The organism is Variovorax sp. YR752 (assembly GCF_943372545.1).
The window spans coordinates 16981-38147 of the sequence record NZ_CALRZC010000059.1; the positions used below are offsets into that span (position 1 = coordinate 16981).

A 21167-nucleotide genomic window follows, 5' to 3' on the forward strand; every position below is an offset into this window, starting at 1 on the left:
GCAGGAAGGAGCGGGCAGCGTAGCAGAATCGGGCGATGCACTACCTCGTCGGAGACCTGCAAGGCTGCTGCGATGCCTTCGAGCGGCTGCTCGCTCAGATCGGCTTCTCGCCCTCGCGCGACCGCCTGACGGTGCTCGGCGACCTGGTCAACCGCGGCCCGGCCTCGCTGGCCACGCTGCGCCGGCTGCGCGGCTTCGGCGACGCCGCCACCTGCCTGCTCGGCAACCACGACCTGCACCTGCTGGCGGTGGCCTGCGGCGGCCGCAAGGCCCACCGCAGCGACACGATTGCCGACGTGCTCGACGCGCCCGACCGCGACGCCTGGCTGGAGTGGCTGCGCCAGCGGCGCATGGCGGTGGTGGAGAGCGGCTGGCTGTGCGTGCACGCCGGCGTGGTGCCGCAGTGGGACCGCGACGAGACGCTCGCGCGCGCGGCCGAGGTGGAGGCGATGCTCAAGAGCGAGGCGCTGAACGACTTCCTGCACGTGATGTACGCCGACGAGCCGGTGCGCTGGAGTGGCGATCTCGAAGGCAACGAGCGCCTGCGCTTCATCATCAACGTGCTGACGCGCATCCGCTTCGTCGATGCGAGCGGCGCGCTGGACCTGAAGACCAAGGAAGGTGCCGGCGGCGCGCCGCCCGGCTTCTACCCGTGGTTCGATGCGCCGGGCCGGCGCACGCAGGACGCGCCGATCGCCTTCGGCCACTGGTCGACACTCGGGCTGGTGACCCGCCCCGACCTGCTGGCGCTGGACACCGGCTGCGTCTGGGGCGGCTCGCTGACCGCGGTGCGTGTGGATGGCGGGCGGCGCGAGGTGGTGCAGGTGAGCTGCGAGCAGGCGCAGCAGCCGGGCTGAACGAATCGCCCAGGCCGCGCCCTACAATCCGCGCTCTTCGCCTGGAAGCGTGGCAGAGTGGTCGATTGCACCGGTCTTGAAAACCGGCGGCTCGCAAGGGCCCGTGAGTTCGAATCTCACCGCTTCCGCCAACGCACCTGCGTGCCATCCCGCGCGGCGCTTGCCACGAAGTTCTGGCAGCTCCACATCAGCGAGTGATCTCCACGCCGCGCCCACGCGATGCGGATGACGGCGGCCCCAGCGCGTGACCAGGCGCCCCTCGACTTCTTCACGCTCGAGGCGCGGCCCGGACCGTCAAGCGCCAGCTCCGCCGCCCGACAGCCCTGGGAGTACCCACGCCATCGATGCACGGCCTGGTGCAGATAGTGACCTCGCTGCGCACCGCGGTGGCCCAGGTGCGCGAAGCGCGCCGAGAACATCACCACGGCGTCGTCGGAGATCGCCAGCGGCAACTCCGACCTCTCGCAGCGCACCGAGGCGGCTGCCTCCAACCTGCAGCAGACGGCCAGCTCGATGCAGCAGCGCAGCGGCACGATCCGCCAGACCGCCGAGACGGCGGGTACCGCGAACCAGCTGGCATCGGCCGCGAAGCTGGCCGCCGAGGGCGGCGGGCAGGTGGTGGCGCGGGTCGTCACGACGATGGAACAGATCTATGTCGCGAGCCGCAAGATCGCCGGCATCGGCGGCACCATCGACGGCATCGCCTTCGAGACCAACATCCTTGCCCTCAACGCCGCCGTCGAGGCGGCGCGTGCCGGCGAACAGGGCCGCGGCTTCGCCGTCGTCGCCAGCGAGGTGCCCGCACTCGCCCAGCGCTCGGCCGGCGCCGCCAAGGAGACCCGTGCGCTGATCGGCACGTCGACCGGCAAGGTGGACGCCGGCACGCAGTTCGTCGTGCAGGCGGGCAGCTCGATGCAGGAGATCGTCGCCACCGTGCAGCGGGTCTCGCCGATGATCGCCGACATCAGCTCGGCGGCGCTGGAGCAGAGCAAGGCCATCGGCGTGTTCCGCGTCTCGGCGGTGCATTGAGCGCGGCGCGGCCAGGCACCACGCCGCCTGGCCTCAGATGCGCGGCGCGATGCGCATCGAGGCGCGTGGCCTGGGCGCGCGCACCTCGAGCGACGGCTCCTCGTCGTGCAGGAGTTGCGACAGCTCGTCGATGCGTTGCATGCACTCGACCGCCAGCGCCTTGTGCGCGGCGCTGTAGTCGTGCGCCGGGATGTCTTCCAGCGCCTCGTCCCAGCGGCCGGCGGCCATCGCACGGCCCAGGTCCTTGGCCATCCGCTCGAACACCCCGAGCAGGATGCGCAGCCGCTGCCGCCGGTGGTTGCGCCAGCCTTCGCTCATCTGCCCGGGCGGCGCATGGAAGCGTTCGCGCAGCTGCTGCGCGGCGACGCGCCCGGCCGCGCTGAGGTTCTCGATGTTGCGGTCCGGCATGTCGAGGTTCAGGCCGCCCTCGTCCTTCAGCTGGCTGATCTGCACGATGCGGTCGCGGTAGCCCGGGTAGGGGAACTGGATCTCGTCGCGCCAGTTCTGCATCGTGTCGACGATGCTGAAGACGAAGCCGACCAGCCCGCCGAACGCCGTGCCGTCGGCCGGCGCGGGCCAGTAGCGGCGCTGGCCGCCGAGGTTGCTGTCGGGCAGGTAGACGCGCCCCGGTTGCTGGCCGGGAGGCAGCTCGGGGTTGATGGTGTGATCGGGATGCTCGGCCTTCAGGTTGATCGCGAAGGTCGGATGGCCGGGCAGCGGTGAGTCGAAGAAGTGCAGCGGCATGTTGCTCGCGATGCCACCGTCGGAGAACCACACGCGCGTGGCCCGCAGCGTGTCCAGCGGCGGCTGGCCCCTGGCGCGCTGGTTGAAGCCGCGGCTGAAGTCCACCGCGTACAGCGGCACGGCCGACAGCAGCGCCGGGAAGCTCAGGCTCATGCGCACTGCCACCACGACCGGCAGGTTGGCGTTGCTGGGCAGCCGCGACAAGGTGCGGCGCTCGCCGTTCTCCGCGTGGACGACGGTCTCGGTGTGTTCGCCCGCCGCGCGGGCTTCGGCGATTTCGGCGGCCGAGACATCGTCGAGCCACTTCATCACCGGGTCAGGAAACAGCTTCTTCCACTCGAGCGGATCGTAGTACAGGCCCTGGTCGCCGCGAAACGGGATGGCGTAGCACATCTGCTGGCTGACCGCCGAGGTCATCACCTCGAGGTTGACGCGGCGCTGCGCCGGTGCGACGTCGGCGAAGCGGCCGTTCTCGAACGGCGCATCCCACAGGTCGCCGAACACCAGCGGCCGCGGCTTGTCGTGGCCGGCCAGGCCTTCGAAGTAGCCGCTCAACCAGTCGGTCAGCCCGGGCTGCGCGGCGCCCTGCTCCGCCGTGCGCCCGCTGCACAGCCCGTAGCCGTTGCCATGCATGCCGGCCACCAGCGTGGTACCGAAGCGCAGGCCCGACAGCGCCAGCACGAGGCCGATGGTCAGTGGCGCCGCGATGCCACCCGCGAGCACCGCCCACCACAGCTCGAGGCCGCCGTCGGCTCGCGCCACGGCACGCAGGATCGCCGCGCTGACCAGCAGCCCGGCGCCCCACCACAGCAGCGGCGCCTGCCACGGCGAGGCCTTCAGCGCCTCGAGCCGGCGCAGCCCATAGGCCGCCCACAGCCACCACAGCAGCAACACGGCCAGCGACACGCCCGACGCCGCGGCGAGCGACAGCGCCGGCGCCGCCACCATCACCACCGGTGTGAACAGCACGAAGGCGAGCAGCACGCCGACGAGCGCGATGCCCCAGAACTGCCGCACCATCGCCAGCAGCGCACGCCCTGCGGCCACCAGCGGGCTGGCGTTGAGCATGCTGACCAGCACCGCGAAGTGCTTGCGCACCGGCGCCGCCGGCTGGAACAGGTGGAACAGCATCGAGTGGCCGCCGCTGCGCTGCTTGAGTTGATCGGGCAGCTTCATCAGCTCGGCAAAGGCATCGGCGCACTGGCCGGTCAGCCGGCCATGCTCCGCCGCGGCGCAGCCGGCCGCGGCGATCGCTCCGGCCGAGGTGCCGCCGATGTTCTTGAAGCGGTAGGTGTCGGCCAGTTCGGCGATCAGCTGCGGGTAGACCACGCCGCTGGTGATGCCGCCTTTCATGACCAGGTCGCACAGCGGCTTGTCGGCCGCTTCGGTTCTTGGGTCGGGCATCGTGGTCTCCTCTCGGGCCTTCACAGGCCGGGCAGGGTGTGCGGGTCGGGCAGGTGGCGCGCCAGCACCGCGTTGGCATAGGCCGAGTACTCGGCCTGCGGATCGGTCATCGTGCGCAGCTGGGCGGCATGGCGCAGCAGCGCCGCCGAGTCGCCACGGTCCAGCGCATCGAGCAGGTTGTCGATCACGTAGCGGACCTCGACGCCGCGCTTGTGCCGCTCCTGGGCCAGCTCCAGCCGCTCGAGCGCACAGAACTCGATGCTCGCCGCGCCGACCGCACTGGGCACGCCAGCGATCACGCGCGGTGCGACGGTGCCGTCCTCGTCGAAGACCAGGTGCGTCGCAGGTTCGTCGCGGCAGGGGTCGAGCAGCAGCCGCGGCTCGGTGTCCTCGCTGCCCGGCTGGGTGGCACGCGCCGACTCGGGCTCGACCGGAAACCAGTTGGCCTTGCCGAGCACGCGCTTGCCGCGGCCGCGCCGCACCGCGTGCTGGCGCGGCCGGTTGCAGTCGGCGCAGGACGGCAGCAGGTTGCTCCACTCGGCAGCCAGCCAGTGGTAGCCACGCCGCTGCTCGACCTTGCCGTCGGCACCGCGCACCGCCACCAGCGCCTTCGGCCGGAAGTGCTCGACGTCGCCCGGCTGCTGCGCCACATAGCGGCTTTCGCAGTAGGCGCACTTGCCGTGGAACATCGCGGTCAGGGCCGGCATCACCGAGGGATGCTTGTAGGCCTTGAACTTCATCTTGTCGAACTGCCCGGCAGCGGCCAGCGCGTCGTTGTCGCGCCGCTCCTGCGCCGCCTTGCCTGCGGGATCGACCAGCGCCGGCGGCGGCGGGCTGCGGTCGACGTGGATCACGGCCGGCCTTTCGCCGAGCGCTCGAACAGCGCGCGCAGCGCTGCCTTCGCGTCTTCATTGAGGCCGGCTGCGCTGAGGTTGCGCGCAACGCCGGTCGGGCCACGCTGGCGCGCCTCGGTCATGAACTCGAGCGCAGCGCGCTCCTGGGGCGAGCCGGCCAGGGCGCGCGCGTCGAACAGCCGCTGCCCGAGGCGCTCGAGTTCGGCGTTCTGCGCCACGTCGCGCGTGACCATGCGCTTGAGCGCCAGGTAGCGCTCGTAGTCGAGCTGCATCTCAGGGTCGACCGTGCTGCCCAGGCCGAAGTGCTCGGAGCGCAGCAACTGGTCGACACGCAGGCCGGTGATCGACGGCAGCTCGGTCAGCGCGTAGACGCGGCGCTTTGCGTCGAGCTGGAGCACGGCCACCTCGCCGGCGAGCAGGCCGCGCAGGCACAGCGGGTCGTGGGTGCTGAAGACGAACTGCACGTTCGGGAAGGCCGTGCGCAGGCGGCCGACGATCTGCATGCGCCAGCGCGGGTGCAGGTGGTTGCCGAGCTCGTCGATCAGCACCACGCCCTGCGCCGAACTCATCGAGGTGTAGCCCTGCGCGAACATGATCTCCATCAGGTCGGCGGCGAAGCCGAGCATCGACTGATAGCCGTCGCTCAGGCGCGCGAGCGGCTGGCGCTCGGGCTCGGCGCGCGAGCGTGCCGGCGGCTTGAACTCGACGAACACGCCGGCCTTCCTGCCGCGCGTGCGCACGATCTGCGCTTCGTCGGGCAGCACGAGCAGTTGCTTGATGCGGAAGGCCGCCTCCTCGAACACCGGCGGCGGCGCATCCTGCAGCCAGGCCTGCGCGTCGGACAGCGGCAGGAAGGGGTCGAACAGATTGTCGATCTTGGCGTGGCTCATGCCGCGTTTCGGCCGGTGGCGCGCCGTCGGCAGCAGCCGGCTGGAGCCGTAGCCGAGCACCAGCGAGCGCGACTGCGCCTGGCCGAAGCGCAGTTGCCTGGCGCGGCGGCGCATCTCCATCGAGGCCGGCTCCTTGAAGCCGGAGATCCAGACCTTCACGCTGCCCTCGTCCTCGCCGTGGCGCAGCAGGTCGCGCGGCACGACGCCGAGCCGCGCGGCATAACTCGGCCCGCCGAGCGCCAGCGCGATGGCCTTCAGCACCGAGGACTTGCCCACCGCGTTGTCGCCCAGCACCGCGAAACACGGCGCACGCTCCGACTCGGAAGCTGCGAAGTCCAGCTCGAGCCGCTCGATCGACAGGAAGTTGCGGATCTGCACACGCTCGATGAAGCGGGCGCGGGCGCGGTAGTTCTGCAGGCCCGACTTCTTCTCGGTGGAGACCTGCGCGCGTTCGTCCTCGAAGGCCTGCTGGGCGACGCGCGCGGTCTTCACCGATGCGCGCACGCCGGCCCATACGGCGCTCGGCGTCGTCTTCCGCGCATGCAGTTGCCGCTTGATGGCCGCGAAGGGCTGCGCGGCATCGAGCAGGCCCGTCGCCGCAGCGGGGTCGGCAGCGACCGCGGCCTCGAAGCGGCGCAGTTCGGCGGCCCGCCCGGCGACCAGCTCCTGCCGGTTCAGTGCCAGGATCTCGATGGTGGCGCGGCCACGATCGGTGCGGCCGAGCACCTGGCCATCGGGCTCGAAGGCGAGGTGCGCGTCGGGCTCGTCGCTGCAGGGGTCGATCAGCAGCGGCTGCTCCGCGCTCAGCGCCTCTCCCGTCGCCTCGGCCGGCGCACGCTTGCCTGCCAGCGGAAAGCGCGCGCTCTTGTGGCGCGCGCAGACATGACAGCTGGCACGGTAGTTGTCCCAGGCGAAGGCCAGCGGCCAGTAGTGGTCGCCGAGGTACTCGCCGCTGGACTCCTCGACACCCGCGTAGGGCCGGAAGGCGTTGATCGTCGGCGACGCCTGCGACAGCGGTGTCTCGCAATAGGCGCACTTGCCGCGCGACGCCACCACCAGCGCCTCGATCAGCGCGGTGCTCCACGGCCGCAGATGTGACTCGAAGTCGAAACGGGCCTGGCTGCGCTGCGCGTGCGGCGTGCGGTAGTGCTGTTCGGCCAGCGCGAAGGCGCGTTGCATCGGCTCGCTGGCGAACAGCGTCGGCGCTGGCGTTCGTTCGATCGGGATCATCGGGCGATTGAAGGCTTGCGCCCGCGGGGCTGTCAATCCCGCCCGTCCTCCAGCTTGACGATGGGCAGGCGCTGCGCGCCGCTGCCCTTGAGGCCGCACTCGTCCTGCGGGTTGTACAGCGCGCAGGCGCGCAGCGACAGGCAGCCGCAGCCGATGCAGCCGTCGAGCCGGTCGCGCAACGCCTGCAGCGCGGCGATGCGCGCATCGAGCTGTGCGCGCCAGTGCGTCGACAGCCGCGCCCAGTCGGCCTTGGTCGGCGTGCGCTGCTGCGGCAACTGCGCCAGCGCCTCGCCGATCTCGGCCAGGCCGATGCCGAGCTGCTGTGCGGCGCGGATGAAGGCGACGCGGCGCAGCGCCGCACGCGGGTAGCGGCGCTGGTTGCCGGCGCTGCGCACGGCCTGGATCAGCCCGCGTGATTCGTAGTAGTGCAGCGCGGAGACGGCCACGCCGCTGCGCGCGGCGAGCTCGCCGACGCCGAGCATCGGGTTCCGTTCAGCCATGCCTTGACCTCAACCTAAGTTGAGGTCCTATTGTGCCGGCACCGTCACCCTCTTCACCCGTCATGACCGCCAACGCCCTGCCCCTTGCGGCCACCGGAGCGCTGTTCACCCGCTCCCGCAGCGCTGAAGTCCTCGGCGCCGTGCTGCTCGTCTCGCTGCTCGCCTTCGAGGCCATCGCCGTGGCCGCGGCCATGCCGGCCATCGCCGGTGCGCTGGACGGCGTGAGCCTGTACGCACTCGCCTTCGGCGGCACGCTGGCCACCTCGGTGCTCGGCATGGTGCTGGCCGGGCGATCCTGCGACCGGCACGGCGCCTGGCGCGCCACGGTGACCGGCCTGGCGCTGTTCAGCGCCGGCCTGCTGATCGCCGGGCTGGCGCCGCGCATGGGCTGGGTGGTGGCCGGCCGCATCGTGCAGGGGCTGGGTGGCGGCATGCTCGGCGTGGCGCTGTACGTCGGCATGGGGCAGGCCGTGCCGGCGGCGCTGCATCCGCGCCTGTTCGCGCTGTTCGCCGCCGCCTGGGTGCTGCCGGCACTGATCGGGCCGGCCGTTGCCGCAGCGCTCGTGCAGGCCTGGGGCTGGCGCGCGGTGTTCCTCGCCGTCGCGGCGTTGATGCCGCTCGCTGCCCTCGCGCTGCTGCCGGCCTTCGCACGCCTGCCGGTCCACGCCGGCCGTGGCGATGCCGGGCACTCGCCACGGCGCGTCGCCTGGGCAGCGCTGGCAGCCGCCGGCGCGCTGCTGCTGCACGGCGCGAGCCAGAGCGAGGCCATGCCCGTGGCGATGGCGCTGCTCGCCATCGGCCTGTCGATCGCATGGCTGGCGGCACACCGCCTGCTGCCGCGCGGCAGCCTGCTCGTGGCCTCGGGCCTGCCGGCGGTGATCGCCCTGCGCGGCCTGGTGGCCGCGGCATTCGCCACCGGCGAGGTGTTCATCCCGCTGTACCTGACGCGCGAGCAGGGCTGGAGCCTCGCCCATGCGGCGATGGCATTGAGCGCCGCGGCGCTGACCTGGAGCGCCGGCAGTGCGCTGCAGGCGCGGCTGCGCGAGGACAGCCACCGCCGCCAGGGGCTGTGCCTGGGCTTCGTGCTGCTGGCCGCCGGCATCACGATCGTCGGATGGCAGGTCGTGCTCGCCGCGCCGACCTGGATGGTGGTGGCCGGCTGGACCGTGGCCGGCCTGGGCATCGGCCTGGCTTTCCCGATGCTGTCGGTGCTGGTGCTGCGCCTGTCGGCGCCGGCGGAGCAGGGCCGGAACGCGTCCGCACTGCAGCTCGCCGATGCGCTGTGCAGCAGCGCTGCGCTGGCCCTGGCGGGCGCGCTGTTCGCGCTCGGCGGCGGGACGTTCGCCTATGCCACCGTGCTGCTGCTCGCACTGACGCTGTCGCTCCTCGGTGCGCTGTACGCTCGCCGCGCCTTCGGATGAACGCTGCCCGCACGCAGCCCCCGCGACCGGGCCGCCGTGGCGTTGACCCGACTGCCATCGGGGTCGGCGCGCTGCGATAACGTGCGCCACCCCACCACGACGAGGTCAAGACGACATGCATTCCGCCCTGATCCGCCGCTTCGCGGCACTGGCTGCCGCCCTCTTGCTGAGCGCCTGCGCCACCACCCCGCCGAGCCCGCCTGCGCAGCCCGCCAAGGCCGCCAAGGTGGAGGTGCAATGGCTCGGCCAGGCGGCGGTGAAGATCACCTCGCCGGGCGGCAAGGTGATCGTCATCGACCCCTGGCTGACGAGCAACCCGAAGACGCCTCCCGAGTTCAAGAAGCTCGAGGCGCTCGGCAAGGTCGACCTGATCCTCGTCAGCCACGCGCACTTCGACCACATGGCCGACGCGCCGGCGCTGTCCGCACTGAACAAGGCGCCGGTCTATGCGCCCGCCGGCCTGGCCGACTCGATGGTCACGCTGGGCGTGATGCCGGCGGACATGGCGCCGCGCTTCAACAAGGGCGGCGAGGTGCTGCCCTTCGGCGCCAACGGCGGCATCCGCATCATCGCGACGCATGCCGAGCACAGCAGCGAGTACCGCTGGAAGAACCCGGATACCGGCAAGGATGAGATGCGACTGGGCGGCGAACCGCTGGGCTTCATCGTCGAGCTGGAGAACGGCTTTCGCATCTACCACATGGGCGACACCGGCATCTTCGGCGACATGAAGCTGATCGGCGAGCTGTACAAGCCGGACCTGATCCTGATCCCGATCGGCAACCACTTCGTCATGCCGCCGCAGGTGGCGGCGATGGCCACGCGCGACATGCTCAAGCCGAAGCACGCCATCCCGATCCACTACGGCACCAACCCGCTGCTGCGCGGCACGCCGAAGGAGTACATCGACGCACTCGGCAATGCGCCCACCCAGGTGCTGGCGCTGGAGCCCGGCGGCAAGGCAAGCTTCTGACGCTCGGGCCCGGCGTTCGCAGGGGCTACAGTGCCGCATCGGGCGGCCACGCCCCCCTGCGAACACCTTCGATGACCGATTCCTGGACGCCGCCGTCGTGGCGGCAGCGCAAGGCGCGCCAGTTGCCCGCCTATCCCGATGCGGCTGCGCTGGCCGGCGCCGAAGCGCAGCTCGCTGCCTGGCCACCGCTGATCTTCCCCGGCGAGGCCGATGCCTTGCGCGAGCGCCTGGCCCGCGTCGCGCGCGGCGAGGCCTTCCTGCTGCAGGGCGGCGACTGCGCCGAGAGCTTCGACGAACTCGGCGGCGCGACGGTGGCCGGCACCTTCCGCGTCATCCTGCAGATGGCGGTGGTGCTGACCTACGGCGCCGCCTGCCCAGTGGTCAAGCTCGGGCGCATCGCCGGGCAGTTCGCCAAGCCGAGGTCGTCCGACGTCGAAACGATCGACGGCACCACGCTGCCCTCCTACCGCGGCGACATCGTCAACGGCAGCGAGTTCACCGCCGCGGCGCGCACGCCCGACCCGCAGCGCCTGCTGCGTGCCTACAGCCATTCGGCCACCGTGCTGAACCTGCTGCGTGCGCTGGCGCAAGGCGGCTTTGCCGACCTGCATCAGGTGCACCGCTGGACCGCCGACTTCGTGCGCCAGAGCCCGCAGGGCGAACGCTTCGAGGCGCTGGCCGGGCGCATCACCGACTGCCTTGCCTTCATGGAGGCCTGCGGCTTCGACGCGGCGCGCACGCCGCAGCTGCATGCGGTGGAGTTCTGGACCTCGCACGAGGCGCTGCACCTGCACTACGAGGAAGCGCTGACCCGCCGCGACGAGGCCAGCGGCCGCTTCTACGGCGGCTCGGCCCACCTGCTGTGGATCGGCGAGCGCACGCGCGAGATAGCCGGAGCGCATGTCGAGTTCCTGCGCGGCATCGCCAACCCGATCGGCGTCAAGCTGGGGCCGAAGGTCACGGCCGACGAGCTGCTGCCGCTGCTCGATCGGCTGGACCCGCAGCAGCAGCCGGGCCGCGTGGTGCTGATCACGCGCATGGGCGCGGGCCGCTTGCCCGAGCGGCTGCCGGCGCTGGTGCGCGCGGTGAAGGCAACCGGCCGGGCGCCGGTGTGGTGCTGCGACCCGATGCATGGCAACACCGTGACCAGCGGCAACGGCTACAAGACACGCGACTTCGCCAACATCGCCACCGAGGTGCGCGACTTCTTCGCGGTGCACGCCGCCGAAGGCAGCCAGGCCGGCGGCCTGCACTTCGAGATGACCGGCCAGGACGTCACCGAATGCCGCGGCGGCGCGCAAGGGCTCACCGACGAAAGCCTGGCGCAGCGCTACCGCAGCGCCTGCGACCCGCGGCTGAACGGCTCGCAGAGCCTGGAGCTGGCGTTCATGGTGGCGGAGATGCTCAAGGCCGGCCGGCGTCAGGCCGCCTGACACGCGGCCCAGTCGGCGAACCGCCGGTGCAGCTGTTCCAGCCCGTCGGTCAGCGCCGCCGGGCCGGGCTGCAGGATGTCGCAGCTCTTGATCTCGTGCAGCTCGCGTTCGCGAACCGCCGGCACGTCCTGCCAGCCGGGCCGCGCGGCGAGCCGCTCGGGGCGGAACTTCTTGCCGCACCAGCTGCCGACGATCAGCTCCGGCGCACGCCGTACAGGCGCCAGCGGATCGGCGATCACGCGATCGCGGCCGAGCGACTGCGCGGCGAGCTCGGGGAAGACGTCGTCGCCGCCGGCGATGCCGATCAGCTCGCTGACCCAGCGGATCGCGCTGATCATCGGCTCGTCCCATTCCTCGAAGTAGACCCGCGGGCGGCGCGGCCAGTACGCGGCGGCGGCGGCGATCTCGCCATGCCGCTGCTGGCAGGCGGCGATCCACGCCTCGGCCTCGCTCGCGCGCCCGACGAGGCCGGCGACCAGGCGCAAGGCCGCGAAGATCTCGGCCACGCTGCGCTGGTTGGTGACCAGCACAGCGAGGCCGGCACGGATCAGCTTGTCGGCCAGCGCCGCCTGCATGTCGGAGAAGCCGATCACCAGGTCGGGCTGCAGTTCGACGATGCGATCGATCTTGCCGTCGAGGAAGGCCGAGACCCGCGGCTTCTCCTGGCGCGCACGGCGCGGCCGCACGGTGTAGCCGGAGATGCCGACGATGCGGTCCTGCTCGCCGAGCAGGTAGAGCCACTCGGTGGTCTCCTCGGTGAGGCAGACGATGCGTTGTGGGCCGATGCGCGTGTCGGACATGGGCCGGGAGGATACGACGCCGCGTATGCTCACGAGGTATGACGCCCCCGATCCCCGCGCGCAAGCCCCGCGACGTCTCGCTGCACGGCGAGACGCGCATCGACGACTGGCACTGGCTGCGCGAGCGCGACGACCCCGAGGTCATCGCCCACCTGCATGCCGAGAACGCCCACACCGCCGCCTGGTTCGCGCCGCTGCAAGGCCTGAAGACGAGGCTCTACGACGAGATGCTGGCGCGCATCCAGGAAGACGACGACGACGTACCCTGGCGCAAGAACGGCTGGTGGCATTGGAGCCGCACCTTCAAGGGCCGCCAGTACGAGACCTGGCTGCGCCGGCGTGACGAGCCTGGCGGCGTCGAAGAGGTGATGCTGGACCTGAACGCGCTGGCGCAGGACAAGCCCTTCCTGCAGCTCGGCGCCCTCGAGGTCAGCCCCGATGCCCGGCTGCTCGCCTACGCGCTCGACGAGAACGGCTCGCTCGACTACACGCTGCGCGTGCGTGACCTGGCCACCGGGCAGGACCTGCCGCTGGCGATCGAGAAGACCGAGGGCGCCGCCTGGGGCAACGACAGCCGCACGCTCTACTACCTGAGCAAGGACGAGGCGAGGCGCACGCACCGCGTCTGGCGCCATCGGCTCGGTGCGGATGCGCCCGACGAGTTGCTGTTCGAGGAACACGACGAGCTGTTCTGGCTCGACCTCGGCAAGACCCGCGACGATCGTTACGTCGTGGTCTCCTCGGCGAGCAAGGACACCACGGAACTGCAGGTCATCGATGCCGACGATCCGGCCGCCGCGCCGCGCATCGTGCTGCCGCGCCGCGACGGCATCGAGATGTCGCTCGACCACCGGCATGGCCGCTTCTTCCTGCTGGTCAACGACACAGGCCGCAACTTCCGCCTCGTCGAGACCTCGGCGCAGCAGTCCTCGCTGGCCGACGCTCACGAGTGGATCGCGCACCGCGACGACGTGATGCTGGAGGACGTCGACCTGTTCGAGCGCTGGATGGTCGTGCAGGAGCGCGACCGCGGCGTGCAGAAGCTGAGGGTGTTCGAGTTGGTGACCGGCCGCGACTGGCACATCGCCTTCGATGAGACGGTCTACGCCGCCGGCGGCGAGATCAACGAGGAGTTCGCCAGCGACGTCTACCGCGTCGGCTACACCTCGATGGTGACGCCGCACTCGGTCTACGACATCGACATGCGCACGGGCGAGCGCACGCTGAAGAAGCGCCAGGCCGTGCTCGGCGGCTACGACCCGGCGCTGTACGACAGCACGCAGATCATGGCGCGCGCCGATGACGGCACCGAGGTGCCGGTGTCGCTGGTGTGGCGGCGCGACCTTCGCCAGGGCCGGCCGCAGCCGCTCTTGATGTACGGCTATGGCGCCTACGGCATCCCGACCGACCCGTACTTCTCGTCTTCGCGGCTGTCGCTGCTCGACCGCGGCGTGGTCTTTGCCATCGCCCACGTGCGCGGCGGCGGCGACCGCGGCCGGCTCTGGTACGACGAAGGCAAGCTGGCGAAGAAGGCCAACAGCTTCGCCGACTTCGTGGCCTGCGCGCAGGCGCTGGTCGACACCGGCTGGACCACGCCGCAGCAGCTGATCGTCGAGGGCGGCAGCGCCGGCGGCCTGCTGGTGGCGGCGGCGGCCAACCTGCGGCCGGAGCTGTTCCTCGCCGTGGTGGCCGAAGTGCCTTTCGTCGACGTGATCAACACCATGCTCGACGAGAGCCTGCCGCTGACGGTCGGCGAGTTCCTCGAGTGGGGCAACCCGAAGCGGCGCGAGGACTACGAGACGATGCGCCGCTACTCGCCCTATGACAACCTGCGCGTGGCCGCCTACCCGGCGTTCTACCTGCGTGCCGGCCTGCATGACAGCCAGGTGCCCTACTGGGAGGCCGCCAAGTACGCCGCGCGGCTGCGCACGCTGAAGACCGACGACCGGCCGGTGCTGCTGTCGGTCAACATGGACGCCGGCCACGGCGGCGCCTCGGGCCGCTACGACGCGCTGGCCGAACGTGCCGAGGTGCTGGCCTTCATGCTGGCGCAATGGCGGCTGGCGTGAGCCGGCCTACTGCAGGCGCCGTGACTTGATGCGCTCGAGCTTGCCGGCGTAGAGCTCGCGGTCGGCCACGCGGGTGCTCGCGCTCATCGCCAGCGCGAGATGCCGCCGCGCCGGTTCGACCTCGCCGAGCCCCATCAGTGCGACCGCCAGGCCGAAGTGAAACTCGTGGTGGTAGGCGGCGCGCGCCACCTCCTTCTCGAACAGCTGGCGCGCCAGTGCGTAGTCGTGCCGCTCCAAGGCCTCGACCCCGGCCTGGAAGTAGTGGAACGGCGGCACCGCTTCGATACGCGCGAGCCGCTGCTGCACGGCCGTCGCCTCGCCGCTGCGGCCCTGCGCCGTGTAGGCTCTGGCGAGATTGGACAGGGCTGCAGCGTTGGCCGGCTCGACCTCGAGCAGCCGTTCGAGCACGCGCTGCGCCTGTGCCAACGCCCCGCGCCTGAGGTACACCACCGCCAGCGTGTTGTGCGAGGAAAGGAAGGTCGGCTCGGCTTCGATGGCCGCACGCGCCCACCAGTAGGCATCGTCGACGCGCCCGGCCGCCAGGTTCTCGGCGGCGCGGTTGTTCATGAACATGGCCACCACCGTCGATTCGCCGATCACGCGCGAGTACTGGCGCTGGCCCGGCGCCGGCGGGTCGAAGTCGATCGCGGCGGCATCGACGAGGTCGAAGCGGGCGCGGCGCTCGGCCAGCGGATTGGCCAGCGTCACGTTGACATGGCCGCTGGAGACCAGCAGGTCGCCGCTGCGCCCCCAGGTCTCCTCGACGAACACGTGGTGGTACTGCACCGGCATGCCGAGCTGGCGCGCCAGCGCCGTGGTCATGATCACCAGCGAGAGGCAGTTGCCGCTGCGCGCGGCGAAGGTGTCGGCGGCGTTGCGCGTCGTCGCCGCGTCGTACTCGAGGCGCAGCCGGTCGCGGCGGTACAAGGCATCGACCAGCGCCGCGCGCGGGCCCTTGTGGCGGATCGCCGCTGCCAGTTCCACCTCGAGGTAATGCTTCATCTGCGCCGATGGCGCGAACAGGCTCGAGGCGTCGGCCGGCTCCGCGGGCGGCGCGAACAGGCTGTCGTCGAACATCGTCGGTGTCGGCGCGCCCGGCGCGGTGGCGCAGGCCGACAGGATCAGGGCAACGAGCAGGAGCAGCAGGCGCTTCATCAGGCTCTCCGCGCGCACCCGGCGCGCCACCCGGATACCTTACTCCACTCAGCCGTGGTCGGCGGGTTTGCCGCCGGCCGGCGGGATCTGCCCGGTCCAGCTGCGCTCCATCTCGTCGAACAGCGAGTGCGAGGCTTCGGTCACCTCCAGGCTACCGGGGCGTGTCTCGGTGTCTTCGTCCTGGGCCGGAGTGGAGCCACGGATATCGACCGCCGCGGCGATGAGCGCGCGCAAATCCGCGATCGGCGCCGAGGGCTCGTCGCGCGAGAGCAGATCGAGCTGCTCGAGCGCCTTGGCCAGCACCGGCGCCGGCACCTCGCGCTTGAGCGCGCGCGAACCGAAGCGGCCGATCATCTGCTCGACGTAGCCGAGGTGACGCATCAGGTGGCGCGCCTCGGGATGGCGGCGCAGCAGGCTGCGTAGCGCCTCGTGCCCGTGGCGCAGCGCCTCGCCGGCCGAAGGCGGCGGCGGCGGCTCGGCCGGCCTGTCGCCGAGCACCACGTGAATCTGGCCATCACGGCGCTCGAGCTTGAGCGGCCGCTTCAGCAGGTCGCTCCAGCGCCCCTTTGCGGGGCGGCGGGCGTCGTCGGCGGTGGGCTTGCGGGCGGGCATGGTCAGGAGGACGATTCGACAGGTGCGAGCGTGCCATGCTTTGGGCCGCGCCCGTTGCGCCGATCCGGTCGCATCCACGAAATACTCCCGATTGCGAGGACTGCCATGTACCCCGACCTCCGCCCGCTGCTGATCACCCTGGCCGCCGCGCTGGCGCCTTGCGCCCACGCCGGCAGCGTCGAGGTGAACTACGACGCCCGCGCCACCTTCACCGACGCCGGCACCACGCCGGCCGAACGCGAGCGCCACCTGGCCGCGCTGGCCGGGCACCTGAAGCGCCTGGGCGAACGCCGGCTGGTCGAGGGCAGCCGGCTGAGCGTCGAACTGGTCGATCTCGACCTGACCGGCACGCTGCGCCCCTCGCGCCGAACCGCGCAGGACCTGCGCGTGGTCACCGGCCGTGCCGACGGCCCGCACATTGAACTGCGCTACACGCTCAGCGATGCCTCGCAGGTGCTCGCCTCGGGCCGCGAGACGCTGTTCGACGCCAGCCTGCCGCGCGTGGGCGACGCGCGCAACAGCGACGGCGGTGACCCGCTTCGTCACGAGAAGTCACTTCTCGATCACTGGTTCGAGGCGCGCATCGCCAGCGCGCCGGCTGCCACCCGCTGAGGCCGCAAGCGCGCGGGAAGGCGTGAAATCTTCCCGTTGTTCGATCGACTGCCACGGCGTGGTCGCCGGTACGCTTTGCCCATTTCCGCTCTGCCGTCAACCGCCGTGGCCACGTCCGACCTGATCAACTTCATCGCAGCGCTGACGATCTCGGCGCTGCTGCTCGCCTGGCTGTGGCAGCGCCGCCGCAGTGGTCGCGGCGGCGCGCGCAAGCCGCCCGCGGAGTCGCTGGATACCGTGCAGTCGTGGACGCCGCAGGCGGTGCGTGTGCTCACCTTGCCCGAGCGCCAGGCCTACGATCTGGTGCGCAAGGCACTGCCGGGCCGGCTGGTGCTGGCCCAGGTGCCGCTGGCGCGCTTCATCAGCGTGCCCACCCGCCATTCGTACAGCGACTGGCTGACCCGCGTCGGCCGCCTGACGGTCGACTTGCTGGTGTGTGACAAGAGTTCGCGCGTCGTCGCCGTGGTCGATGTGCGCACGGCCGGCCAGTCGCCACGCAGCACGCGGCGTCACGACCGCATGACGCAGGTGCTCGAGACCGCCGGCATCCGTGTGCTGCACTGGAACGCGGACGCCCTGCCGAGCGCCTCCGAAGTGCGCGCCCTGTTCCGCGACCAGGGCGCACTGGCCGAGGAGGAAGAGTTCATCGGCCCTGGAGGCCGGCGCATGCTGCCGGTGCCCGAGATGGTCGAGGTGCTCGCGGAGGGCGACGAGGCCGCCATGGCCGGCCCGCAGTTCGATCCGGTGTCGTCGGACTACTTCGACGACCTCGACGCCCTCACGCCACGCAGCGCCGGCCGCGGCTGAGCCGGCAACATCCGGCTACAGCGGCCGGGCGGCGGGCTGGCTACGATCGGCGCTCATGACGCCGCCGAAAAGAAAACCCGTGACCCGCAGCCCGCTCGCCGCCTTGCCGTTCATCGCTGCCGCCTTGTCGGCGTGCGCTGTCCCCGATGCGCCCCGCCCGGCCGCCCAGGAACCCGGCACGGTGGTCACGGCCAGCGGCCTGATCTACCGCTCGCTGCACGAAGGCAGCGGCGACAGTCCCAAGGCCAGCGATGTCGTCAAGGTGCACTATCGCGGCACCTTCACCGACGGACGCGAGTTCGACAGCTCCTACCAGCGCGGCCAGCCGGCCAGCTTCCCGCTCGACCGCGTGATCGTCTGCTGGACCGAGGGCGTGCAGCGCATGAAGGTCGGCGGCAAGGCCCGGCTGACCTGCCCGAGTGCGCTGGCCTACGGCGAACGCGGCGCCGGCGGTGTGATCCCGCCGAACGCGACGCTGCTGTTCGAGGTCGAGCTGCTCGGCATCGGCGGGCGCTGAATGAACAAGCAAGGCACCATCGTCCGCTGGGAGGCCGACCGCGGCTTCGGGTTCGTGCGCGGCCCCGGCACCGAGTCCGACGTGTTCTTCCACATCCGCGACTTCCGCGGCGGCAACACCACGCCGTCGGAAGGCCTGGAGGTGCGCTACGAGGAGATCCACGTCGGCGGCAAGGGCCCGCGTGCGATGGCCGTGATGCCGCTCGACTACGTCGACCCGCGCCGCGCGCCGCCGCCCGAGAGCAGCCGCCGTGCGCACGGCGGCAAGCGCCCACCGCCGCCACCGCACGTCGCCGCCGAGATGCGCGCCATGCTGCTGCTGGTGCCTGCCTATGCCGCCGCCCTCGTCTGGGCGGCGTGGACGCAACGCCTGCAGGTGCCCGTGGCGCTGGCCGCGCCGCTGCTCAGCGTGCTGACCTTCTACCTGTACTGGCGCGACAAGTTCGCCGCCCAGCGCAATGCCTGGCGCACGCCCGAGAACACCTTGCACGCGGCCTCGCTGCTGGGTGGCTGGCCCGGTGCCTGGCTCGCGCAGCGCCTGCTGCGCCACAAGTCGGCGAAGGAATCGTTCCGGCAGGTCTACTGGGCCACCGTGGCCCTTCACTGGGTGCTGCTGGCGCTGTGGCTGTACAGCACGCCGGCGCGCTGAGCGGCGCCCGGACCGTCGGCCCTCAAGCCATCACGTCGAGCAGCGTGCCCGCGAGATCGCGCTGCGTGCGCAGCGTCTGCGCATTGGCACGGTAGACGACGCTGGCCGCCATCTGGCCGACGATGTCCTCGGCGAGCGCATCGCCGGGACGCTCCGCGGTGGTGATCGTGGTGCGCACGCCGCCCTGCGGCTCGGCACTCTGCTGTACCTGCTGACGGCGGAAACCCGGCGTCATCGCGTTGGCGATGTTGTGCGCCGAGGTGCCGATGTGCATGGACGCGGCGTTCATGCCCGACAGGGCGGTCGAGATCGTGCTCATGGCGGGCTCCTTCGACGCTGTCTTCGGCCGCGCCGGCGCGAACTTGAGCCTGCGGAGGCGCTATTCCTTGTCGAGGCCGAGCAATGCGTCACGCAGCTGCCCGTCGGCAGGCGACTCGCCGACCCAGATCTTCATGACCATGCCGAAGAACTCGTCGTCGCCGACCGGCGCGCCCTGCGGCTTGCCCAGGATGTAGAAGGTCGTGCCCTTGCCGGGCATGAACTCCATCGCGAACGACTCGCCGGGCAGCATCTTCGAACGGCCGGAGAACACCTCGATCAGCCGCGCGCTGGACAGCGCGTGGCGCTGCACCGCCTCCTTCGACGAGTTCTCGCCCATGCCCTTGAGGAACAGTCGTCCCAGGTCGGTGCCCGGCAGTTCGCGCAAAGCGGTGAACTGCAGCCGCTTGGGGCCGGGCAAGGCGAGCAGTTCGGCAGGGCTGGACACCTTCTTCGTGGTGTACAGGCCCATGTCGTAGACCTTGAAGATGGCGCGAAAGCGCGTGCCGGCACCGTTGAGCTGCAGCTTCGTGCCCTGCACGTCGAGCGTGGGATCGAACTTCGTCGCCGTGGGTGCGGCCAGGGCGGCGCCTGCGGCGAGGCCGAGGGCGACCAGCACGGCGGCCAGGCGCGACGACACGGTTGCACGGGTGCGGATCATGGGGTGCCCCTCCTGTGTTCTTCTGCTCGGCAGATGCCGGTACCCGCATTATTCCGCCGCAGCACCGGTGCGCCTGCCGCCGCCCGGCGAGCCGTGGCGAAATTCACGCAGGGCGGCCGCGCAGTCGCTGAATCAGCGTCACCGCACCCAGCACCAGCGCGCCGGCGACGATGCCCACCAGAGCATCGGCCAGCGTCGGCAGCAAGGCGGCGGCGACACCTCCGAAGCCTGCCGTCCACGCCTGCACCGCATGGTGCAACGGGCCGATGCCGTGCACCAGGATGCCGCCGCCGACGAGGAACATCGCGGCGGTGCCGGCAATCGACAGGCCCTTCATCAGCCACGGCGCGGCACGCAGGATGCCGCGGCCGAGCGCCTGCGCGGCGCTTCCGTCGCGCCGGCTCAGCCACAGTCCGGCGTCGTCGAGCTTGACGATGCCCGCCACCACGCCATACACCCCCACCGTCATCACCAGCGCGATGCCGGCCACCACGGTGGCTTGCGTGGAGAACGGCGCCGCCGTCACCGTGCCGAGCGTGATGGCGATGATCTCGGCGGAGAGGATGAAGTCGGTGCGCACCGCACCCTTGATCTTGTCGCGCTCGAGGGCGACCAGATCGACCGCCGGATCGGTCAGCGCGCGCGCCAGTTCCTGCTCGTGCGCCACATCCTCCGCGGCACTGTGGAGGAACTTGTGGGCGAGTTTCTCGAAGCCCTCGAAGCACAGGAACGCGCCGCCGACCATCAGCAGCGGCGTGACCAGCATCGGCGCAAACGCGCTGATCGCCAGCGCCGCCGGCACCAGGATCAGCTTGTTCTTCAGCGAGCCCTTGGCCACCGCCCAAACCACCGGCAGCTCGCGATCGGCGCGCACGCCGGCAACCTGTTGCGCATTCAGCGCCAGGTCGTCGCCAAGCACACCGGCGGTCTTCTTCGCCGCGACCTTGGAGAGGATGGCCACGTCGTCGAGAACGGTGGCGATGTCGTCGAGCAAGGCAAGGAGGCTGCTGGCCATGGGCGTGTCCCGGCGTCCGGGTGGCAAGGGGTAGGGATGGGCGGCATCGCCGGCAGCGCGCATCGTAGCCGCAGTGCATTGCAGCGCTGCCGGTTCGGCACAACAATCGGCCGCGCTCCCGAACCCGCCCCGTGAAACTCTTCATCTCCTACCCGTCCGACCAGAAGGATCTCGCCGAACGCCTGCGCCTCGCGCTCGAAGCCGAGGACCACGAGGTGTTCACTGACCGCGCCGAGCTGAAGGAGGGCGAGCCCTACCACGAGGCGCTGCGCGAGGCGATCGAGCGCGCCGATGCGTTTGTGTTCTTCATCACGCCGCGCGCGGTCACACCCGGCAGCTACGCGCTGACCGAGCTCGACATCGCGCAGCGCCGCTGGCGCGCCCCCGGCGGGCGTGTGCTGCCGGTGCTGGTCGCGCCGACGCCGCTGGAGACCATCCCGCCCTACCTGCGCTCGGTGACGCTGCTGCAACCGAAGGGCGATCTCGTCGCCGAGACGGTGGCGGCGATCGATCGCATGCGCCGCGGCGTGCCGGCACGGGTGTGGATCGGCGCCGTTGCCGTGCTGCTGCTGGCCGCGGCGGCCGCGCTGCTGGGCTACCAGCACACGCAGGAGCAGC

20 protein-coding genes, 1 tRNA gene and 1 pseudogene are annotated in these 21167 nt (G+C 71.2%); 12 read left to right on the forward strand and 10 right to left on the reverse strand.

All coding sequences use genetic code 11. From position 1 onward, the window contains the following. Positions 1 to 35 precede the first annotated feature (35 nt). The 3 genes and pseudogenes from AAG801_RS15900 to AAG801_RS15910 all read left to right on the forward strand — a co-directional run. Entirely contained in the window at positions 36 to 857 is an 822-nt protein-coding gene (locus AAG801_RS15900; RefSeq protein ID WP_341889238.1) for a symmetrical bis(5'-nucleosyl)-tetraphosphatase, read from the forward strand. A 43-nt stretch (positions 858 to 900) separates the two neighbouring features. Then, a tRNA-Ser gene (locus tag AAG801_RS15905) sits at positions 901 to 988 on the forward strand. Between the two features lie 240 nt (positions 989 to 1228). After that, positions 1229 to 1859, forward strand: a pseudogene (locus AAG801_RS15910) (methyl-accepting chemotaxis protein); the annotation flags it as partial. 60 nt (positions 1860 to 1919) lie between these two features. On the opposite strand, the gene AAG801_RS15915 reads toward AAG801_RS15910, so the two are convergent. Genes AAG801_RS15915 through soxR form a run of 4 tightly spaced genes read right to left on the reverse strand, consistent with a single transcriptional unit; the run spans position 1920 to position 7508 of the window. Next, positions 1920 to 4034, reverse strand: coding sequence for a hypothetical protein (locus AAG801_RS15915; RefSeq protein WP_341889239.1), 2115 nt, complete (start codon positions 4032 to 4034; stop codon positions 1920 to 1922). A 20-nt stretch (positions 4035 to 4054) separates the two neighbouring features. Next, complete coding sequence (locus tag AAG801_RS15920) at positions 4055 to 4888, reverse strand: hypothetical protein (RefSeq protein ID WP_341889240.1); 834 nt, start codon at positions 4886 to 4888, stop codon at positions 4055 to 4057. Then, positions 4885 to 7008: an AAA family ATPase gene (locus AAG801_RS15925; protein ID WP_341889241.1), complete on the reverse strand. Its 2124-nt coding sequence runs from the start codon at positions 7006 to 7008 to the stop codon at positions 4885 to 4887. The genes AAG801_RS15920 and AAG801_RS15925 overlap by 4 nt, the downstream gene beginning before the upstream one ends. A gap of 32 nt (positions 7009 to 7040) precedes the next feature. Continuing rightward, complete coding sequence (soxR, locus tag AAG801_RS15930) at positions 7041 to 7508, reverse strand: redox-sensitive transcriptional activator SoxR (protein ID WP_341889242.1); 468 nt, start codon at positions 7506 to 7508, stop codon at positions 7041 to 7043. Positions 7509 to 7570: 62 nt separating this feature from the next. On the opposite strand from soxR, the gene AAG801_RS15935 reads away from it, so the two are divergent. The 3 genes from AAG801_RS15935 (at position 7571) to AAG801_RS15945 (ending at position 11335) form a co-directional block, all read left to right on the forward strand. Further along, on the forward strand, positions 7571 to 8929 hold the full coding sequence (locus AAG801_RS15935; protein ID WP_341889243.1) for an MFS transporter: 1359 nt from the start codon (positions 7571 to 7573) through the stop codon (positions 8927 to 8929). Positions 8930 to 9044: 115 nt separating this feature from the next. After that, positions 9045 to 9902: a metal-dependent hydrolase gene (locus tag AAG801_RS15940; RefSeq protein ID WP_341889244.1), complete on the forward strand. Its 858-nt coding sequence runs from the start codon at positions 9045 to 9047 to the stop codon at positions 9900 to 9902. A 71-nt stretch (positions 9903 to 9973) separates the two neighbouring features. Next, positions 9974 to 11335 (forward strand): 3-deoxy-7-phosphoheptulonate synthase class II, encoded by a 1362-nt coding sequence (locus AAG801_RS15945; protein ID WP_341889245.1) that lies wholly within the window; start codon positions 9974 to 9976, stop codon positions 11333 to 11335. Here the strand turns inward: AAG801_RS15945 and AAG801_RS15950 are convergent. Beyond that, on the reverse strand, positions 11323 to 12135 hold the full coding sequence (locus AAG801_RS15950) for a cobalamin-binding protein (RefSeq protein WP_341889246.1): 813 nt from the start codon (positions 12133 to 12135) through the stop codon (positions 11323 to 11325). The two genes, AAG801_RS15945 and AAG801_RS15950, sit on opposite strands and share 13 nt — an antisense overlap. Before the next feature lie 38 nt (positions 12136 to 12173). Here AAG801_RS15950 and AAG801_RS15955 point away from each other — a divergent pair, with 38 nt between their 5' ends. Beyond that, positions 12174 to 14204, forward strand: a complete 2031-nt coding sequence (locus AAG801_RS15955; protein ID WP_341889247.1) for a S9 family peptidase — start codon at positions 12174 to 12176, stop codon at positions 14202 to 14204. 6 nt (positions 14205 to 14210) lie between these two features. Here AAG801_RS15955 and AAG801_RS15960 read toward each other — a convergent pair whose 3' ends face one another. Together AAG801_RS15960 and AAG801_RS15965 are read right to left on the reverse strand one after the other, a co-directional pair. Beyond that, positions 14211 to 15359 carry a tetratricopeptide repeat protein gene (locus tag AAG801_RS15960; RefSeq protein WP_341889248.1) on the reverse strand — a complete coding sequence of 383 codons (1149 nt, stop codon included), beginning with the start codon at positions 15357 to 15359 and terminating at the stop codon, positions 14211 to 14213. 48 nt (positions 15360 to 15407) lie between these two features. Further along, a complete protein-coding gene (locus tag AAG801_RS15965; RefSeq protein ID WP_341889249.1) occupies positions 15408 to 15971 on the reverse strand; it encodes a hypothetical protein in 564 nt (187 codons plus the stop codon). A gap of 105 nt (positions 15972 to 16076) precedes the next feature. On the opposite strand from AAG801_RS15965, the gene AAG801_RS15970 reads away from it, so the two are divergent. The 4 genes from AAG801_RS15970 to AAG801_RS15985 all read left to right on the forward strand — a co-directional run bounded on the left by AAG801_RS15970 (position 16077) and on the right by AAG801_RS15985 (position 18555). Then, complete coding sequence (locus AAG801_RS15970) at positions 16077 to 16583, forward strand: DUF3016 domain-containing protein (RefSeq protein WP_341889250.1); 507 nt, start codon at positions 16077 to 16079, stop codon at positions 16581 to 16583. A 105-nt stretch (positions 16584 to 16688) separates the two neighbouring features. After that, positions 16689 to 17390, forward strand: coding sequence for a DUF2726 domain-containing protein (locus AAG801_RS15975; protein ID WP_341889251.1), 702 nt, complete (start codon positions 16689 to 16691; stop codon positions 17388 to 17390). 79 nt (positions 17391 to 17469) lie between these two features. Then, complete coding sequence (locus AAG801_RS15980) at positions 17470 to 17907, forward strand: FKBP-type peptidyl-prolyl cis-trans isomerase (RefSeq protein WP_341889252.1); 438 nt, start codon at positions 17470 to 17472, stop codon at positions 17905 to 17907. Continuing rightward, a complete protein-coding gene (locus AAG801_RS15985; protein ID WP_341889253.1) occupies positions 17908 to 18555 on the forward strand; it encodes a cold shock and DUF1294 domain-containing protein in 648 nt (215 codons plus the stop codon). It abuts the gene before it with no gap. A gap of 22 nt (positions 18556 to 18577) precedes the next feature. Here AAG801_RS15985 and AAG801_RS15990 read toward each other — a convergent pair whose 3' ends face one another. The 3 genes from AAG801_RS15990 to AAG801_RS16000 form a co-directional block, all read right to left on the reverse strand. Further along, positions 18578 to 18874: a flagellar basal body protein gene (locus tag AAG801_RS15990; RefSeq protein WP_341889254.1), complete on the reverse strand. Its 297-nt coding sequence runs from the start codon at positions 18872 to 18874 to the stop codon at positions 18578 to 18580. 60 nt (positions 18875 to 18934) lie between these two features. Beyond that, positions 18935 to 19534 (reverse strand): chalcone isomerase family protein, encoded by a 600-nt coding sequence (locus tag AAG801_RS15995; RefSeq protein WP_341889255.1) that lies wholly within the window; start codon positions 19532 to 19534, stop codon positions 18935 to 18937. A gap of 103 nt (positions 19535 to 19637) precedes the next feature. Continuing rightward, on the reverse strand, positions 19638 to 20549 hold the full coding sequence (locus tag AAG801_RS16000) for a DUF808 domain-containing protein (RefSeq protein ID WP_341889256.1): 912 nt from the start codon (positions 20547 to 20549) through the stop codon (positions 19638 to 19640). A gap of 131 nt (positions 20550 to 20680) precedes the next feature. Here AAG801_RS16000 and AAG801_RS16005 point away from each other — a divergent pair. Continuing rightward, positions 20681 to 21167, forward strand: a 487-nt coding sequence (locus tag AAG801_RS16005; protein WP_341889257.1) for a toll/interleukin-1 receptor domain-containing protein, incomplete at its 3' end; no start/stop codon positions are given.

What these genes read in the sequence shown, in the direction of transcription:
- AAG801_RS15945 (WP_341889245.1), top strand. Translation starts at nt 9,974, where the DNA reads ATGACCGATTCCTGGACGCCGCCGTCGTGGCGGCAGCGCAAGGCGCGC.
- AAG801_RS15965 (WP_341889249.1), bottom strand. Translation starts at nt 15,971, where the DNA reads ATGCCCGCCCGCAAGCCCACCGCCGACGACGCCCGCCGCCCCGCAAAG.
- AAG801_RS15940 (WP_341889244.1), top strand. Translation starts at nt 9,045, where the DNA reads ATGCATTCCGCCCTGATCCGCCGCTTCGCGGCACTGGCTGCCGCCCTC.
- AAG801_RS15925 (WP_341889241.1), bottom strand. Translation starts at nt 7,008, where the DNA reads ATGATCCCGATCGAACGAACGCCAGCGCCGACGCTGTTCGCCAGCGAG.
- AAG801_RS15990 (WP_341889254.1), bottom strand. Translation starts at nt 18,874, where the DNA reads ATGAGCACGATCTCGACCGCCCTGTCGGGCATGAACGCCGCGTCCATG.
- AAG801_RS15950 (WP_341889246.1), bottom strand. Translation starts at nt 12,135, where the DNA reads ATGTCCGACACGCGCATCGGCCCACAACGCATCGTCTGCCTCACCGAG.
- soxR (WP_341889242.1), bottom strand. Translation starts at nt 7,508, where the DNA reads ATGGCTGAACGGAACCCGATGCTCGGCGTCGGCGAGCTCGCCGCGCGC.
- AAG801_RS16000 (WP_341889256.1), bottom strand. Translation starts at nt 20,549, where the DNA reads ATGGCCAGCAGCCTCCTTGCCTTGCTCGACGACATCGCCACCGTTCTC.
- AAG801_RS15970 (WP_341889250.1), top strand. Translation starts at nt 16,077, where the DNA reads ATGTACCCCGACCTCCGCCCGCTGCTGATCACCCTGGCCGCCGCGCTG.
- AAG801_RS15915 (WP_341889239.1), bottom strand. Translation starts at nt 4,034, where the DNA reads ATGCCCGACCCAAGAACCGAAGCGGCCGACAAGCCGCTGTGCGACCTG.
- AAG801_RS15985 (WP_341889253.1), top strand. Translation starts at nt 17,908, where the DNA reads ATGAACAAGCAAGGCACCATCGTCCGCTGGGAGGCCGACCGCGGCTTC.
- AAG801_RS15955 (WP_341889247.1), top strand. Translation starts at nt 12,174, where the DNA reads ATGACGCCCCCGATCCCCGCGCGCAAGCCCCGCGACGTCTCGCTGCAC.
- AAG801_RS15935 (WP_341889243.1), top strand. Translation starts at nt 7,571, where the DNA reads ATGACCGCCAACGCCCTGCCCCTTGCGGCCACCGGAGCGCTGTTCACC.
- AAG801_RS15995 (WP_341889255.1), bottom strand. Translation starts at nt 19,534, where the DNA reads ATGATCCGCACCCGTGCAACCGTGTCGTCGCGCCTGGCCGCCGTGCTG.
- AAG801_RS15960 (WP_341889248.1), bottom strand. Translation starts at nt 15,359, where the DNA reads ATGAAGCGCCTGCTGCTCCTGCTCGTTGCCCTGATCCTGTCGGCCTGC.
- AAG801_RS15900 (WP_341889238.1), top strand. Translation starts at nt 36, where the DNA reads ATGCACTACCTCGTCGGAGACCTGCAAGGCTGCTGCGATGCCTTCGAG.